Origin of the sequence: Pseudomonas sp. B16120, assembly GCF_044218845.1 — a bacterium.
In the GTDB taxonomy this organism is placed as follows: domain Bacteria; phylum Pseudomonadota; class Gammaproteobacteria; order Pseudomonadales; family Pseudomonadaceae; genus Aquipseudomonas; species Aquipseudomonas paracarnis.
Genome location: NZ_CP162588.1, coordinates 2,616,249 through 2,631,504, shown reverse-complemented (window position 1 = coordinate 2,631,504; position 15,256 = coordinate 2,616,249). Strand labels below are relative to the sequence as shown.

At 61.3% G+C, this 15,256-nt stretch carries 11 protein-coding genes; 5 read left to right on the top strand and 6 right to left on the bottom strand.

From position 1 onward, the window contains the following. Positions 1 to 253: 253 nt before the first annotated feature. Positions 254 to 1,159 carry a LysR family transcriptional regulator gene (locus AB4P90_RS12450; protein ID WP_003191880.1) on the bottom strand — a complete coding sequence of 302 codons (906 nt, stop codon included), beginning with the start codon at positions 1,157 to 1,159 and terminating at the stop codon, positions 254 to 256. Between the two features lie 213 nt (positions 1,160 to 1,372). On the opposite strand from AB4P90_RS12450, the gene AB4P90_RS12445 reads away from it, so the two are divergent. From AB4P90_RS12445 to AB4P90_RS12430, 4 genes are all read left to right on the top strand, one after another. Beyond that, positions 1,373 to 1,984 (top strand): cysteine dioxygenase, encoded by a 612-nt coding sequence (locus AB4P90_RS12445; RefSeq protein WP_072434457.1) that lies wholly within the window; start codon positions 1,373 to 1,375, stop codon positions 1,982 to 1,984. Further along, positions 1,981 to 3,564, top strand: a complete 1,584-nt coding sequence (locus AB4P90_RS12440) for a rhodanese-related sulfurtransferase (RefSeq protein ID WP_323559147.1) — start codon at positions 1,981 to 1,983, stop codon at positions 3,562 to 3,564. The genes AB4P90_RS12445 and AB4P90_RS12440 overlap by 4 nt, the downstream gene beginning before the upstream one ends. Before the next feature lie 82 nt (positions 3,565 to 3,646). Then, a complete protein-coding gene (locus tag AB4P90_RS12435) occupies positions 3,647 to 4,621 on the top strand; it encodes an ABC transporter substrate-binding protein (protein WP_020302880.1) in 975 nt (324 codons plus the stop codon). A gap of 10 nt (positions 4,622 to 4,631) precedes the next feature. After that, complete coding sequence (locus AB4P90_RS12430) at positions 4,632 to 5,972, top strand: LLM class flavin-dependent oxidoreductase (RefSeq protein ID WP_395605930.1); 1,341 nt, start codon at positions 4,632 to 4,634, stop codon at positions 5,970 to 5,972. Positions 5,973 to 6,636: 664 nt separating this feature from the next. Here the strand turns inward: AB4P90_RS12430 and AB4P90_RS12425 are convergent. From AB4P90_RS12425 to AB4P90_RS12405, 5 genes are read right to left on the bottom strand one after another with little or no spacing between them, the layout of a single operon-like run. Further along, positions 6,637 to 7,392 carry an energy transducer TonB gene (locus AB4P90_RS12425; protein ID WP_020302090.1) on the bottom strand — a complete coding sequence of 252 codons (756 nt, stop codon included), beginning with the start codon at positions 7,390 to 7,392 and terminating at the stop codon, positions 6,637 to 6,639. Next, positions 7,389 to 7,835, bottom strand: a complete 447-nt coding sequence (gene tolR / locus AB4P90_RS12420; RefSeq protein WP_020302089.1) for a protein TolR — start codon at positions 7,833 to 7,835, stop codon at positions 7,389 to 7,391. Before tolR ends, AB4P90_RS12425 begins: the two co-directional genes overlap by 4 nt. Before the next feature lie 15 nt (positions 7,836 to 7,850). Beyond that, positions 7,851 to 8,543, bottom strand: a complete 693-nt coding sequence (gene tolQ, locus AB4P90_RS12415; protein WP_014718164.1) for a protein TolQ — start codon at positions 8,541 to 8,543, stop codon at positions 7,851 to 7,853. 47 nt (positions 8,544 to 8,590) lie between these two features. Further along, a complete protein-coding gene (locus AB4P90_RS12410) occupies positions 8,591 to 10,456 on the bottom strand; it encodes a phytase (protein ID WP_395605929.1) in 1,866 nt (621 codons plus the stop codon). Positions 10,457 to 10,491: 35 nt separating this feature from the next. Then, on the bottom strand, positions 10,492 to 13,002 hold the full coding sequence (locus AB4P90_RS12405; protein WP_395605928.1) for a TonB-dependent receptor: 2,511 nt from the start codon (positions 13,000 to 13,002) through the stop codon (positions 10,492 to 10,494). Positions 13,003 to 13,698: 696 nt separating this feature from the next. On the opposite strand from AB4P90_RS12405, the gene AB4P90_RS12400 reads away from it, so the two are divergent. Next, entirely contained in the window at positions 13,699 to 15,000 is a 1,302-nt protein-coding gene (locus tag AB4P90_RS12400; RefSeq protein ID WP_074059269.1) for an IS4 family transposase, read from the top strand. Positions 15,001 to 15,256 lie beyond the last annotated feature (256 nt).

Below are 15,256 nucleotides of genomic sequence, written 5' to 3'. Positions count from 1 at the left end.
GGCATTCCGGCTTTTCAAAAGTGAGCCGCTGTAAAAGCGGAACCCTAAGTGGCCGTTACCGCAGGAATGGATATGTACTCGGTATAACTGTATCGACTGTCAGGCCGCTATCGCAGGCAAGCCAGCTCCCACAGTTGGATTGCGGGGGTGTCTGGTAGGTAAATGTCGGCTGTCAGGCCGTCATCGCAGGCAAGCCAGCTCCCACATTGGGTTCGCCGGGGGGTCAGGTGGATAAGCGTCGGCTGGCAGAGCGTCAGGCAGCGCTGCGGATCTTGTGCAAAGCGTCTGCCACCCATTGACCAAAAGCATCCACCGGCCCTTGCAGGTTGCCGAGAAAATGCGGATAGATCAGCCACAAATCCATCACCGGCTTGAAGTCCTTGAGGGGCATCGCCGCCAACTGCTCGCGATGAGCACTGCGTTCCAGCAACGGACGTGGCACTAGGCCAAGGCCGAGGCCGTCGGCCACCAGGCCCAGTTGCAGTTCAGTGCCAAAGGTTTCCAGGTTTACCCGCAGCGCCAGGCCCTGGTCAGACAAGGTGCGCTGCAACCCCGCACGGAACCCGCAGCCGTCCGGGTTGAGGATCCAACCGCTCTGGTACACGTCCGCCAGCTTGCAAGGCTTCTTAGGCAATTGCGCCTTGGCACAGACCACCACCAACTCCATCTTGCCGATGGACTCACCGACCAGGTTGTCCGGGAAGATCTTGCCCGCGGGAAACAACGCCACCGCCGCATCCAGTTCGCCGCGTTCGATCTTGCCGACCAATTGGCTGCCCCAGCCGGTGGCAACCTGGGCACGCAAGTCGGCGTATTCGCTGCGCAGGTGCTTGAGTGCGTCCAGCAGCACCACATCGCCAATGGTCTGCGGTACGCCCAAGCGCAGCACGCCGGTGGGCGGCGCATCGGTGGCCACCAGTTCGCGCAGGGCATCCATCTCGCGCAGGATCAACCGGCATTGCTCATAGACACGCGTACCGATCAGCGTTGGCTTGAGGGGCTTGGTGTTGCGGTCGAACAGTTCCACTCCCAGAGCCTGCTCGAAGTTCTGCACGCGGCGGGTGATGGCTGGCTGGGTCAGCTGCAACGACGCGGCGGCATGGCTGATGGACTGGCAACGAATCACTTCGACAAAGGCATCGATATCGTCAATTTTCATTTGGGCCGCACATACAGATCAGTCATTAAGATGTGCGTGAAGCATAGTGGCCGCACACAGGTCTGGATAGCCCAGCCAGTGATCAATAACGTCTAACCCTATTCAAACCGGTTCTAAATTACCTTCGGCTATAAGCTAATCATTAAAAATTAGCATATTAAAAACAAACATTATGCTTAGATAAAAATACACCAACAGCCCGATGGAATGGTCATGACCCAGGCCCGACACCCCGAGAGACTCAGAGCCTTCATAGGCGCCCTGGCGGAATTGATCGACGGCAACCCGCGTGAAGGCGACCTGCTGCACCGTGGCGGCAAGTTGCTGGCGCAATTGGTCAGCCACGATGATTGGCTGCCCGACGAATTCGCCCAGCCCGACCCCGAGCGCTACCAGCAAATCTTGCTACATGCCGATTCGCGCCAGCGATTCAGCGTGGTCAGCTTTGTGTGGGGGCCAGGGCAACGCACACCGATTCATGACCACCGGGTGTGGGGGCTGATCGGTATGTTGCGCGGCGCGGAGGTTTCCCAGGGGTTTGCCCGGGCACCGGGCGGCAGCCTGGTAGCGCAAGGCGAACCCGTGCAATTGCTGCCGGGCCAGGTCGAGGCGGTGTCGCCCAAAGTCGGCGATATCCATCAGGTCAGCAATGCCCACGGCGACCAAGTGTCCATCAGCATCCACGTATACGGCGCCAATATCGGCGCGGTGCGCCGGGCGGTGTATCAACCCGACGGCAGCGAGAAACTGTTTATCTCCGGTTATTCCAACGCCTATCTCCCGAACATCTGGGACCTGTCCAAAGAAAAGAGCCCTGCCCTATGACCACCCTATCGACCCGCAGCTTTGCGCAGATTCGCCAGGCCCTGTTGGCACGCGAAGAAGTCGCGCTGATCGACGTACGCGAAGAAGCGCCCTTTGCCGAGGCCCACCCTCTGTTCGCCGCGAATATCCCTTTGTCCAAGCTTGAACTGGAGGTGTACGCGCGCATTCCACGCCGCGATACCCAGGTCACCCTGTACGACAACGGCGAAGGGCTGGCCCAGCGCGCCGCCGAACACCTGGTTGCACTGGGCTACACCCAGGTCAGCCTGCTGGAGGATGGGCTGGACGGTTGGCGTCGGGCCGGTGGCGAGCTGTTTATCGACGTCAATGTACCCAGCAAGGCGTTTGGCGAACTGGTGGAGAACCAGCGTCACACGCCGTCCCTGGCCGCCGAAGAGGTCCAGGCCCTGCTCGACAGCCAGGCCGATGTGGTGGTGCTCGATGCGCGCCGTTTCGACGAATACCAGACCATGAGCATCCCCACCGGCATCAGTGTGCCGGGGGCCGAGTTGGTGTTGCGCGCCCGTGAGCTGGCGCCCGATCCAGCCACGCGCATCATCGTCAATTGCGCCGGGCGCACCCGCAGCATTATCGGCACCCAGTCGTTGATCAACGCCGGCCTCCCCAACCCGGTGGCAGCCCTGCGCAACGGCACCATCGGCTGGACCTTGGCCGGGCAGACCCTCGACCATGGCCAGGCGCGCCGCTTTGCGCCGACCTCGGAAAACCATCGCCAGCTCGCCGCCCAAAAGGCACGTGGTGTTGCCGATAAAGCCGGGGTCAAGCGTGCGACGCTCAATGATCTGCACCGCTGGCAACAGGACGCGACCCGCACCACCTACCTGTTCGATGTGCGCACCGTAGAAGAATTCGAAGCCGGCCACCTGCCGGGCGCCCGTGCCACCCCGGGCGGGCAACTGGTGCAGGAAACCGACCACGTTGCCAGTGTGCGCGGTGCGCGCCTGGTCCTGGTGGACGACGACGGTGTGCGCGCCAATATGTCCGCGTCGTGGCTGGCCCAGTTGGGCTGGCAGGTGTACGTATTGGATGACCTGCAAGCGGAGCACTTCAGCGAGCGCGGCGCATGGGTCGCGCCAGTACCGCCGCCGCCCCAGGCCGAACTGATCAGCCCCCACACCCTTGCCGACTGGCTCGGCCATGGCGACACGCAGGTGCTGGACTTCACGGCCAGCGCCAACTACGTGAAACGTCATATCCCCGGCGCCTGGTGGGTGCTGCGCGCGCAACTGCCCGAGGCCCTGAGCAAGGTACCGAGCGCCCAGCGCTATGTGTTGACCTGCGGCAGCAGCCAACTGGCGCGCCTGGCCGTGCCGGAAGTCGAGGCCCTCACCGGCAAGCCGGTCTTTTTGCTGCAGGACGGCACGGCCGGCTGGATCCAAGCGCAACTGCCCCTTGAGTCAGGCGAAAGCCACCTGGCGTCCCCGCGTATCGACCGCTACCGCCGCCCTTACGAAGGCACCGACAACCCTCGGGAAGCCATGCAGGCTTACCTGGATTGGGAGTTCGGCCTCGTGGAACAACTGGCCCGCGACGGCACCCATGGCTTCTACGTGATCTGATTCAGCGCTGCACCGTTTCGCCCAACCGACCCCTTCTCCAGGCGGAGGTACTTTCCTTTACCTAACGCCTGGAGTTTTTCCCATGCTGTACGCCATTCCATTCAAACGCCTGTTGCTGGGCGCTGCCCTCGCCCTCGGCCTGCTTTCCACCGTCCAGGCTGGCGACCTGCAACCGCTGCGCGTGGCCAACCAGAAATCCACGATCAAGGCGCTGCTGGAAGCCTCGGGCGAAAGCCAGAACGTGCCCTACGAGATCAAATGGTCGGAATTCCCCTCGGCCTCGCCCCTGGGCGAAGCGCTGAACGCCGGCGCTGTGGATGTCGGCGCCCTGGGCGATGCCCCTTATGTGTTCGCCCTCGGCGCCGGTGCCTCGATCAAGGTGATCAGCATCATCCATGCCGAAGGCCGTAACACCACGGCGCTGCTGGTGCCCAAGGATTCACCGATCAAGACCGCGGCCGACCTCAAGGGCAAGAAGATCGTCACCGGGCGCGGCTCCATCGGGCACTACCTGGCGATCAAGGCCCTGAACGATGCCGGGCTGACCACCCAGGATGTGCAGTTCATCTTCCTGCTGCCCGCCGAGTCCCGGTTGGTACTCGACAACGGCACCGCCGATGCCTGGGCGACGTGGGACCCTTACACCACCGTGGTCACCTCACAGAGCAATGCTCGCGTGCTGGTGAGCGGCAAGCACCTGCTGAGCAATCATCTGTACTTCGCCGCTACCGGCCAGGCCATTGCCGACAAACGTGTGCAACTGGACGACTTTGTCGCCCGCATTGATCGCGCCTACGCCTGGGCCAATACCCATCCCGAGCAATACGCCGCTGCCCAAGCCAAGATCACTGGCCTGCCACTGGCCGTGCATATCGAAGTGGCCAAGGACACCCATCTTTCCCCGGTCACGATTGACGATACGGTGATCCATGGCCTGCAAGCCACCGCCGACACCTATGTAAAAGAAGGCCTGCTGAGCAAACACATCGACGTCTCCCAGGGCTTCGATTCCAGCTTCAACGCCAAGCGTATCCCCCTCGAACAAGCCTCGCGCTAAGGAGCAGAACATGAGCAAGCCACGTCAATTGAAACTCGGTGCCATGGTGCACGGTGTCGGCCACGGTTGGGGCGAATGGCGCCACCCGCAGGCACAACCCGACGCCAGCACCAATTTCGGCTTCTACAAGCAGCAGACCGCACTGGCCGAAGCCGCCCGGTTCGACTTCGTGTTCATCGCCGACAGCCTGCATATCCACCCCAAGTCCAGCCCCCATTACCTCAACCGTTTCGAGCCGCTGACGATCCTCTCGGCCCTGGCCGCGCTGACCACTCACATCGGCCTGGTCGCCACCGTGACCGTCAGCTACACCGAGCCTTACCAGGTAGCACGCCAGTTCGCCTCCCTGGACCACATCAGCGGCGGCCGCGCTGGCTGGAACGTAGTCACCTCGTGGCTGAGCGGCACCGCCGATAATTTCGGCAAGGCCGAACACCCGCCCCACGCCGTGCGTTACCGCATCGCCAAGGAGCATTTGAATGTGGTCAAGGGCCTATGGGATTCCTGGGAGGACGACGCCTTTGCCTATAACAAACACAGCGGCGAATTCTTCACCCCAGGCAAGTTGCATGCGCTTAACCACAAGGGCGAATTCTTCTCGGTCAAAGGCCCGCTGAACATCGCGCGTTCGCGCCAGGGCCAACCGGCGATTTTCCAGGCGGGCACTTCGCAGGATGGGCGTAACTTTGCCGCCGAAAACGCCGATGCGATTTTTGTGCATGTGGAAACTATCGATGAGGCCAAGGCCTACAGCGCCGATTTGAAACGCCGCGCCAAGGGCTTTGGCCGCGACCCGGACAGCCTGTCGATCCTGCCGGGCATCCGCCCGATTGTCGGGCGCGATGCCGCCGAAGTGGAAAGCCGCTACCAGCAAGCCGTGGCACTGGTCACCGTGGAAGACGCCATTGTCGCACTCGGCAGGCCGTTCAACGACCATGATTTCAGCCAGTACCCGCTGGATGCGCCCTTCCCTGAATTGGGCGACCTGGGCGCCAACAGCCAGAAAGGTGGCTCCGAGCGTATCAAGCAACTGGCCCGTGACGAAGGCCTGACCCTGCGCGAAGTAGCCCTGCGTTTCTCACGGCCCCTGCGCGACTTCGTCGGCACCCCGCAACAGGTCGCGGATGCGATCCTAACCTGGTTCGAGAGCGGTGCCAGCGATGGTTTCATTATCAATTCGGTACTGCCGGATGGCTTGCAGTATTTCACTGAGTGGGTGGTGCCCGTGCTTCAACAGCGGGGGTTGTTTCGTACCGAGTACAGCGGCCGAACATTGCGCGACAACCTCGGCCTGGAAGTGCCAGCGAACCGCTACAGCGTGATCGAACCCCACGAGAAAGCGCTGGCCTGAACACATTCCACTGTGAGAGCGGGCTTGCCCGCGAAAGCGGTGTGTCAGTCACTGAATCTTCAACTGGACCACCGCTATCGCAGGCAAGCCAGCTCCCACATTGGTCATGTATTGCCCACAAAATCAGCGCCCGGCACAGATCCCCTGTGGGAGCGGGCTTGCCCGCGAAGGCGGTGTGTCAGTCACTGAATATTCAACTGAGCCACCGCTATCGCAGGCAGGCCAGCTCCCACATTGGTCATGTATTGCCCACAAAATCAGCGCCTGGCACAGATTCCCTGTGGAAGCGAGCTTACCCGCGAAGGCGGTGTGTCAGTCACTGAATATTCAACTGAGCCACCGCTATCGCAGGCAGGCCAGCTCCCACATTGGTCATGTATTGCCCACAAAATCAGCGCCTGGCACAGATCCCCTGTGGGAGCGGGCTTGCCCGCGAAGGCGGTGTGTCAGTCACTGAATATTCAACTGAGCCACCGCTATCGCAGGCAAGCCAGCTCCCACACTAGTCGTGCATTGCCCACAAAAAATCAGCGCCCGGCACAGATCCCCTGTGGGAGCGGGCTTGCCCGCGAAGGCGGTGTGTCAGTCACTGAATATTCAACTGAGCCACCGCTATCGCAGGCAGGCCAGCTCCCACAGGTTTTGGGGAGGTGGCTGGAGAAGCTCATTTGATGCGGTAGTGGAAGGTGTTGCGCACTGCCGGTACGGCAACAGCCTTGCCATCGACGATTCTCGGCTGGTAGCGAAAAGTATTGGCCGCCGCCAATGAGGGCCGAATGAACAACGGGTGACAGCCGTCCAGCACCTTGGGGTTTTCCACGTGGCCCTGGGTGTTGACGGTGTACTCCACCGAACAGTCGCCTTCGATGTTCTTGTCTAAGGCGCGTTCGGGGTAGTCGGGGGCGGCCTTGCTCAAGGGTTGGTACTGGCGGCTGTCGAATGCAGGGGTAGGCACAGGCACGGCGGCTCGGGCTTTTTCCGAAGCGGCACGCGCCTGACTCAGACGCTGCTGTTCCAACGCCTGATTGCGCTGCTCGGTCGCCATGCGCTGCTGTTGTTGCTCGAGTTTCTTTTCTTCCACCCGCTTGCGCGCCAGCGCGGCTTTCTCGAGCTTTTGCGCCTGGGCCTGCGGATCGACCGTCGGTTTGGTTGGTACCGGGATGGCAACAGGTTCTGGCAGTGCGGCAGCGACGGGTTCAGGTGTCGGAGCAGGCGCCGGCGCGGGTAAAACCACCCACTGCGTGTGCATCACCCGTGGCGCTGGCACCCCCGGTCGCTCCGTTGACCAGCCCAGCATCAACGCCACTGCCACCGCACCATGCAGCGCCACGGCCAGGCTCGCTGCCAGGCTTTTACGCCAGAAACCATCGCTGTCAGGCGCCAAGGCCAGTGCCGGACTGTGCATGATCATCACCGTCATTGTGGGGCCTCTGTCACCAGCCCAAGATTGCTGATGCCGCCCTTCTGCAGCACCGCCATGGCCGCCACCACACGGCCATAACCGGCATTGTCATCAGCGCGGATATACACCTGGGTATCGCTGCGCGCCGCCACCACCTGCATGACCTTGGCGCTCATTTCTTCCAGGGTCACCGCGCTGTCGGTCTGCTGGCGGGTCTCCAGTTCGCCCCCCAGGTTCCAGTAGTAGCCACCGTCCGCCTTCACCGATAACGTCAGGATCTGCTGGCGCGTATCGGTGGCCAGTGCCTCGGCGGCGACCTTGGGCAGTTCGATCTTCACGCCCTGGGTGAGCATGGGCGCGGTGACCATGAAAATCACCAGCAGCACCAGCATCACGTCGATGTAGGGCACCACATTCATCTCGGCCTTGGGCCCGTGCTTGCGTTGCGGCCTGATCAACATCGCTTTGCTCCTTGTTCAGGCGGCCACGGCCAGGTTGTTCGAGGTACCGCGCAGTGTGCGGTGCAGGTGCACTTGCAGCTCATTGCCAAAAGCGTAGTAGCGCGTGAGCAAGGTCTGGCTGCGTGCCGCAAAGCGGTTATAGGCGACCACTGCCGGAATCGCCGCAAACAGGCCAATGGCCGTGGCAATCAAGGCTTCTGCAATACCCGGTGCCACGGTCGATAGGGTGGCCTGTTGCACCTGGGACAAGCCGAGGAACGAATTCATGATGCCCCACACGGTCCCGAACAGGCCGATGTAGGGGCTGACCGACCCCACCGTGGCCAGAAACTGCAAGCCCTTTTCCAGCTCCAGCTCCTGCTCGGTGATCGCTACCTGCAAGGCGCGCTCCACACCCTCGAGCACTGCCGGATCGTGGTGGTGCAAGTGCTGGTATTCCTGCATGCCGGCAATAAAGATCGGCGCCACACCGCCCTCGCCCGCCTGCACGGTTTCGCGATACAAGGGTTGCAGGTCCGACGCCACGCGAAAGCGCGCCAGGAAGCCGTCAAGCTGGCGTTCCAGACCACGCAGCACACTGCTGCGCTGAATGATCAGGTACCAACTGAGCAAGGACGCCAGTAGCAAAGTGACCATCACAGCCTTGACCAACAGGCTGGCGTCGCTGATCAAGCTCCAGATCGTCATATGTTCCATCGTCGCGTGCATGGTGAAGCTCCTATTCGATTAAAAACGGATGACTGCGTGATGACAGCTCAGGGTAATTTCAACGCACGGCTCACCTCGGCCCAGGGCACGAACTTGAAGTTCTGGGCTTGCTCGGGCATGCGCTTGCGCCCGTCCTGCACCACCAGCATGCCCTGGCTCCATGGCCCGCCGAGGTTGACGGCAGTGACCTCCAGGCCATCGGTTTCCGAGGCGCCATCAATGCCGGCGGCTGCATTGAGGCCAACGCGCAAGGCGCCGCGCACAGCGAATGGCGGCTCGGCGTCCAGCACCAGGTAGCTGTCATTGCCTTGGCTGGAGACCACCAGGTAATCCCGTGCGGGGCTTTGATACAGCGCCAGGCCTTCGACGTCCGCGTGCAGTTGCGCGCCTACTTTGATCACCGAAGTGAGCGTGGCCGGTTGCTCGGCACGGGCATCCATCGCCCACACGCCGACATCTTCCTCACCGATGAACAAGCGTTGGCGCTGGTCATCGGCCACACAGCCCTCGGGTTGGCTGTCGACCTTGAACTGACGCACCAACTCGCCCTGCACACGGCCAGCCGGTGCACTCAGGCGGTATTGCAGGAAGGTGCCATCCTTGTCATTGGCGAACGCGTAGAGCTCACCGCTGGCGGGCTGGTACAGGCAGATGCCGTAGATGTCCTTGAGTGGCGTGGAGACCTCACCGGCTTCACGCAGCTCGCCGCTCTGACGGTCGATGCTGAACAGGCTCAAGCTGTTGCGGTCGCGGTTACTCGCCACGGCCAGGTCGACGGTGTGCGTACCCAGTTTGAAGCCTGGGCGTAGGTCGACATTGTTCAGGCGCCCCACTGCCAGTTCCTGCAGCAGCTTGCCGTCGAGATCGTAGGCCAGCAGGCCCTGTTTCTTGTTGGTCCCCAGCACACGGCTTTTGGCCGGTGTTTCCGGGTGAATCCAGATGGCCGGGTCATCCGCCGCGTCGCCCTGGCGACCCACGGGTTCGGTCTGGCGCAGTGCAGCGACTTGGGCAAGTATCGGCGCAACCGGCACCGGCGTGGCTTGCCAGTCGAGACGGCCCTGATAGAGCTGGCCGCTGTTGTCGTCCCGCACCAGCACCTGCCGGCCCTGTATCGCCAGTTGCTCCGGTTCTTTGAGGCCCGGCAAGGCCAGGCTGGATTGCCCGACCCAACGCTCCCCGACTTGCTGGAACAGGTGCAACTGCGCGGTTTTCGGGTCCAGCGCGAGCATCCCGCCCGGCACCAGCGCCATGACGCCGGCTTCGCGCTGGGGATCGTCGAACAGCGCCACGGGCGTGCGCTTCACCTCGGCTTCCGGGTGCGCCGGGTAGGCCCACCAGCCGACGTTTTGCTCATTCACCACCAATCGCTCGGTCGCATCGTCCACTTGGCAGTATTGCGCCGATGGCGGCAGTGGCAGGCTGCGAACACGCTGCGCCTGGGCCAACAGGGTCGCACCATTGCCCACCAGCCACTGTTCGCCCTTGCCCTCTTCACCGACCAGAAACACAAACAGGTTGGCCGTCGCATCGCGATAGAGGCACAGGCTGTTTACCGCAAAGTCGCGGGGCGGCAGGTACAGCGGCGTACCCCAGGTTTTGCCGGCGCCATCGAGGCCGATCAGCAAGGCCTGCTGGCGGTCGTTGTCGAGGCTGGCGATCAGCGATTGAGTGCCGCCAGTGCGTATGTCGAGGCTGCTGAAACGGCCTTTGAAGCGGGCCAGTCCGACGCCGTTATCGTCGAGCAGCAGCAGGCCGTCGCGGGCACTGGCCGCTACGCGCTGGGTGCCGCCGGGCAGGAAGGCAACGGCTTGGGCGTTAAGGCTCGGTGCCCACGGGGTCAACGGTAGGTCAGTGGCGAACGCATTGGCGCTGCTAACCAGTACGACCAGCAGGCACAGCTCGGAAATTCTCATGAACAGACAAATCCTTCAGGATGCACGCGTTATCGTTAGAAATGGGTGAATGTCAGGCCCAGCTTGTAGGTGGGGCCGTACTCTTCGTACTGGCCGTTGTAGCTGCGGTGGCCGGTGTAGACGAAGTACGACTCATCGGTGAGGTTCTGTGCCTCGAAGCTGACCTGCAGGTTCTTGGTCAGCGAGTAGCGCGCGCTGAAATCAACGAAGGTTTGCGCGTCGACGTGCAGGTCATGGGCCTTGTCGTTGATCGACGCCAACTCGTACAGGTAGGCCGATTTGTAATTGGCCGAGAGACGCAGGCTGAGGGTGTCGTCTTCCCAACCGAGCATCAGGTTGCCGACCGTGTCCGATTGGTTGGGCAGGCTGATGTTGCGCTTGCGATTGCGCCCGCTGGCACTGTCGAAGCCCTCGATGTCCGCGCTGGAACGGCTGAAGGTGCTGTTGGCGCCGATCATCAAGCCGTTCCACGGCGCAGGCAGCCAGTCGAACTTCTGTGAGTAGGCCAACTCCAGGCCATAGAGTTTGGCGCTGTCGCCGTTGGCAAAGGTGTGCGCCTCGGCGAAGTTGGCCCAGGCCCCGGTACCGGCGACATCGGTGTTGTAGACGAAGTTCTGGATGTCTTTGTAGAACACGAATGCCGACACGGTACCGGCACGGCCCATGAAATGTTCGATGCCCAGGTCCAGGTTGCTCGACTCCAGAGGCTTGAGGTCCGGGTTGCCGAAGGTGGCTTCGTCATCGTCGATCACAAAACCTGGGGCCAGTTGGCCAAAGGTCGGACGCACCACCGATTTGGTCCAGGCGGCGCGCACTTGGGTGTTCTTGTCAATCTGGTAGCGCGCATGCAAGCCCGGCAGCCAATGGTGATAACGGCGCTTGGTCTCGGTGGCGCTGAACTGGCCGTCCGTGGCGCCGGTGCCCTTGGCTTCGAATTCAGTGCCCTCGTAACGCATGCCGGCAATGAAGCGCCAGTCGTCAATATCGACGGTGTTCATCAGGTAGCCGGCGTTGATGTCTTCGCGGATGGTGAAGTCGTTGACCGTGGATTCGGTGGGGTCATAGAAGTCATCGCGATTGAGGCCGCCGATCAACTGGCGGATATTGCTCGCGCTGATGCCTGGGCCAAAGCGGCCGAGACGGTAGTCGACGCTGCCCTTCTGGAACTGAGTGAGGTTGAGTTGTTCATCGCTCAAGCCCTGTTCATCCAGGTCCTTGTAGACCCAGGCCTCCAAGTCATTGTCCTTGTGGCGTCGGCTGACCTTGCCGCCGAACTTGAACTGGGATGCGTAACCGCGCAGGTCGTAGTCGCGCGCCAGGTCCAGGCGCAGGTTTTTCTCGGTGTCCTGGGTGTGCTGTTTTTCCCAGTCGACTTTGTCGAGGCTGAAATTGGCAGGGTCGTAGAAACCGCTACCAACGATGGGCCGCGGCTTGGCCTTGTCGTAAAAGCCGCTGTGGGCAAAATCACCGCCATCGAAGGTCGCACCGGCAATATGCCCTGGGCTGTCTTCGCTGGAACGGCTGTAACCGGCCTGGCCGCTCAAGGTCCACAGGCCGAGCAGGCGTTCACCGCCCAATACGTAGGACTGGATTTTCTGGGTTTCCTCGCGGTTCTTGAGCTTGCGTTTGCCCTCGGCTTCGCCCAATTCACCGGGCGCTTGCGGGTCAGCGAACTCGAGGCTGGCGGCGTTGCGGGTTTCGGTGTCCTTGTAGCGGCTGTAGAGGGTGCGCAGGTAGTAGCTGCTCAGGTCATCGGGCTTGTAATCGAAGTTAAGGCCACCACCGGCGCGTTCACGGCTGATGTCATAGTCGCGCTGCTCGAATTCGTTGAGCCGGGCGCCGTTGGTGAAGTCCCAGGCGCCGCCAGTTTCGACGTTGTCCGAGCCGAAATCACGCTTCTGCCAACTGAGCGCCGCGGCCACGCCAAAGTTGTCGATACCGTCGCCGAGGCTGAACCGGTTACTGGCGGCGCCAGAGAATTTCGGGCTGGTCTGGTGCGTGTTCTTGTCATAACTGGCCTCGGTGCTGCCGGTGTAGAACAGGCCCTTGTGGTCGAACGCCGAGAGGCTCTTCACATCGACAGTGCCGCCGAGGGAGTTGGCGTCCATGTCCGGTGTGAGCGTCTTGATCACCGACAGCGACTGCACCAATTCCGAAGGCAGAACATCGAGGGCCACGGCGCGGCGTTCGCTCTCGGGGGATGGCACCAGGGTGCCGTTGATGGTCACGCTGTTGAGGTCCGGGCCCAGGCCGCGCACGCTGACAAAGCGGCCTTCGCCCTGGTCACGTTCAACGCTGATGCCCGGCAAGCGCTGCACCGCCTCGGCAACATTCTCATCCGGCAACTGGGCGACGCCGTCGGCATGCACCACGCTTTTGATACTGTCGGAAGAGCGTTGCTCCTTGAGGGCGCTGTCGATCGCAGCGGCTTGGCCGACCACATCGACATGCTCGGTCGCCGCTTCGGCGGCGTTGAGCCGCTCGCAGGCTATCGCCAGAGCCAAGGCGGTAAGCGTAAAGCTGACGAGCCCGGTGCGCTTGTACATGAAACCCTCCCCAAGAATCCGTTGGCGCCAGGCAAAGGGCCTGGCAACTGGGAGGGCAAGCTAGGGATGAGGCGTGACGGTTCTGTGACAGGGTTGCGGGCAGAGCCTGTCAAAGCGGGGTTTACAGGCTTCTGGAGGGTACAAATGAGCTGAAATGACCTCGGCCAGATGCGGGAGCAAGCGGGCTTGCCTGCGATAGCGGCCGGACAGCCGATGCTTATCTCTCTGACACCCCACAGTCCAAATGTGGGAGCTGGCTTGCCTGCGAAGACGGCAGTTCAATCGACAGAGAAGTCGAATGTGCCGCCCAGGTAACCACGATGCGAAGCGAGCCGCTCTTGATCTGCTCTTGATCTTGATCTTAGGCGCCCCGTCAAACCACGCTGGCCGGAATTCGACAGTGATTTGGGGGGTAAACCGGCAGGGATGCCGGTTTAGCCGCCCCGCGCCATGGATGGCGCGTGGCGGCGGCCCCCCAAATCACTGGCGGATTACGGGCACACCGAGCCTAAGCGAGGTGCCGAGTGGTGGGGCAAGAGCGTTTTGCTTACTTTTGCGCTTTTCAAAAGTGAGCCGCTGTAAAAGCCAGCCCTTTCAAGGTCTTCTGTAAAATCCCCTGAAATTCATTCAGGGGGTACCTAAACGATGTGGGCGGAAGTTCTAGCGCGTTTCGAGAAAAAAGCACCTGCCAGTGTCATGGCCAAACTGGCGCTGCAGCAGGCTATTGCCCCCGAGTGGATTGATCAGGTTTTCGAAGAACACCGGCAACGGCAGTATTCTCGTGAGCTATTGTTCTCGACCATCATCAAGCTAATGTCCCTTGTTTCATTGGGCTTGAAGCCATCTCTGCACGCCGCCGCGCGACAACTGGAGGACCTTCCGGTCAGCCTGGCGGCTCTCTACGACAAGATCAGTCGTACCGAGCCTGCTCTGTTGCGCGCCCTGATTACGGGCTGTGCACAGCGCCTGGCTCCAACCATCCGGGAGCTGGGCTGCACGGCGATGCTGCCGGGTTGGCAGGTTCGGGTAGTGGACGGTAATCATCTGGCATCCACTGAAAAACGTCTGGGAGCTTTACGCAACGAGCGCGGCGCCGCTCGTCCCGGTTTTTCGGTTGTTGCATACGATCCCGATCTGGATCAGGTCGTCGACCTTCAGGCGTGTGAGGATGCCTACGCAAGCGAGCGCGTTTGTGTGCTGCCTTTATTGGCCAATGCCGAGCCAGGCCAAGTGTGGCTGGCTGACCGGCTTTATTGCACGCTCCCGGTTATGGAGGCTTGTGAGCAAGTCCAAACTTGCTTTGTCATTCGTCAGCAAGCCAAGCATCCACGCTTGATTCAAGAGGGTGAGTGGCAAGAGCCAGTACCTGTGGAAACTGGCACTGTGCGTGAGCAGATCATCCAGGTCAAAGGCGGTTACCAATGTCGGCGTGTCGAACTGACGCTTCATTCGCCAACGGACTCCGGCGACAGCAGCTTGATGTTCTGGAGCAACCTGCCTGAGAGCGTCAGTGCGCAACAGATCGCCGAACTGTATCGCCGCCGCTGGAGCATTGAAGGTATGTTCCAGCGACTGGAAGCGATCCTGGAAAGTGAGATCGAAACCCTTGGCAGCCCAAAGGCTGCCTTACTGGGGTTCGCAACGGCGGTATTGGCTTACAACGTCCTGGCTGTTCTCAAACGCAGTGTTGAACAAGCTCATCGGGATACCCAGCCTGAAGGATGGGAAGCCTCGATTTACCATTTAGCGGTTCAGGTCAGGAGTGGATATGAGGGAATGCAGATTGCGCTGCCCTCGGAACATTTTCCTGTCATTCCGTTGGAAAAACTGGCTCAGCACTTATTGGCGCTTGCCAGAAATATCCAACCTAAACAAGTTGCGAAAAGCCCCCGTGGCCCCAAGGTACCCAAGCCCAAAACATGGGTTAAAGGCACCGCGGTGAATGCGCATGTTTCAACGGACCGGATAATCAAGGCTGCCAAGACGAAAAGACCTTGAAAGGGCTGGCTGTAAAAGCGGAACCCTAAGTGGCCGTTACCGCAGGAATGGATATGTACTCGGTATAAACAGTGTCGCCTGTCAGGTCGCCATCGCAGGCAAGCCAGCTCCCACATTTGGAACGCTGACCGTCAGATAGATAGAGGCCGGCTGCCAGGCCGTCTTCGCAGGCAAGCCAGCTCCCACATGGGCTCTATGTCCAGCTAAAAAATAGGCCAAGGGCATGAGCTGATTCGACCCTCCCCGCCCGTCATCC

What these genes read in the sequence shown, in the direction of transcription:
- AB4P90_RS12400 (WP_074059269.1), top strand. Translation starts at nt 13,699, where the DNA reads ATGGCCAAACTGGCGCTGCAGCAGGCTATTGCCCCCGAGTGGATTGAT.
- AB4P90_RS12425 (WP_020302090.1), bottom strand. Translation starts at nt 7,392, where the DNA reads ATGACGGTGATGATCATGCACAGTCCGGCACTGGCCTTGGCGCCTGAC.
- tolR (WP_020302089.1), bottom strand. Translation starts at nt 7,835, where the DNA reads ATGTTGATCAGGCCGCAACGCAAGCACGGGCCCAAGGCCGAGATGAAT.
- AB4P90_RS12410 (WP_395605929.1), bottom strand. Translation starts at nt 10,456, where the DNA reads ATGAGAATTTCCGAGCTGTGCCTGCTGGTCGTACTGGTTAGCAGCGCC.
- AB4P90_RS12440 (WP_323559147.1), top strand. Translation starts at nt 1,981, where the DNA reads ATGACCACCCTATCGACCCGCAGCTTTGCGCAGATTCGCCAGGCCCTG.
- AB4P90_RS12450 (WP_003191880.1), bottom strand. Translation starts at nt 1,159, where the DNA reads ATGAAAATTGACGATATCGATGCCTTTGTCGAAGTGATTCGTTGCCAG.
- AB4P90_RS12435 (WP_020302880.1), top strand. Translation starts at nt 3,647, where the DNA reads ATGCTGTACGCCATTCCATTCAAACGCCTGTTGCTGGGCGCTGCCCTC.
- tolQ (WP_014718164.1), bottom strand. Translation starts at nt 8,543, where the DNA reads ATGCACGCGACGATGGAACATATGACGATCTGGAGCTTGATCAGCGAC.
- AB4P90_RS12445 (WP_072434457.1), top strand. Translation starts at nt 1,373, where the DNA reads ATGACCCAGGCCCGACACCCCGAGAGACTCAGAGCCTTCATAGGCGCC.
- AB4P90_RS12430 (WP_395605930.1), top strand. Translation starts at nt 4,632, where the DNA reads ATGAGCAAGCCACGTCAATTGAAACTCGGTGCCATGGTGCACGGTGTC.
- AB4P90_RS12405 (WP_395605928.1), bottom strand. Translation starts at nt 13,002, where the DNA reads ATGTACAAGCGCACCGGGCTCGTCAGCTTTACGCTTACCGCCTTGGCT.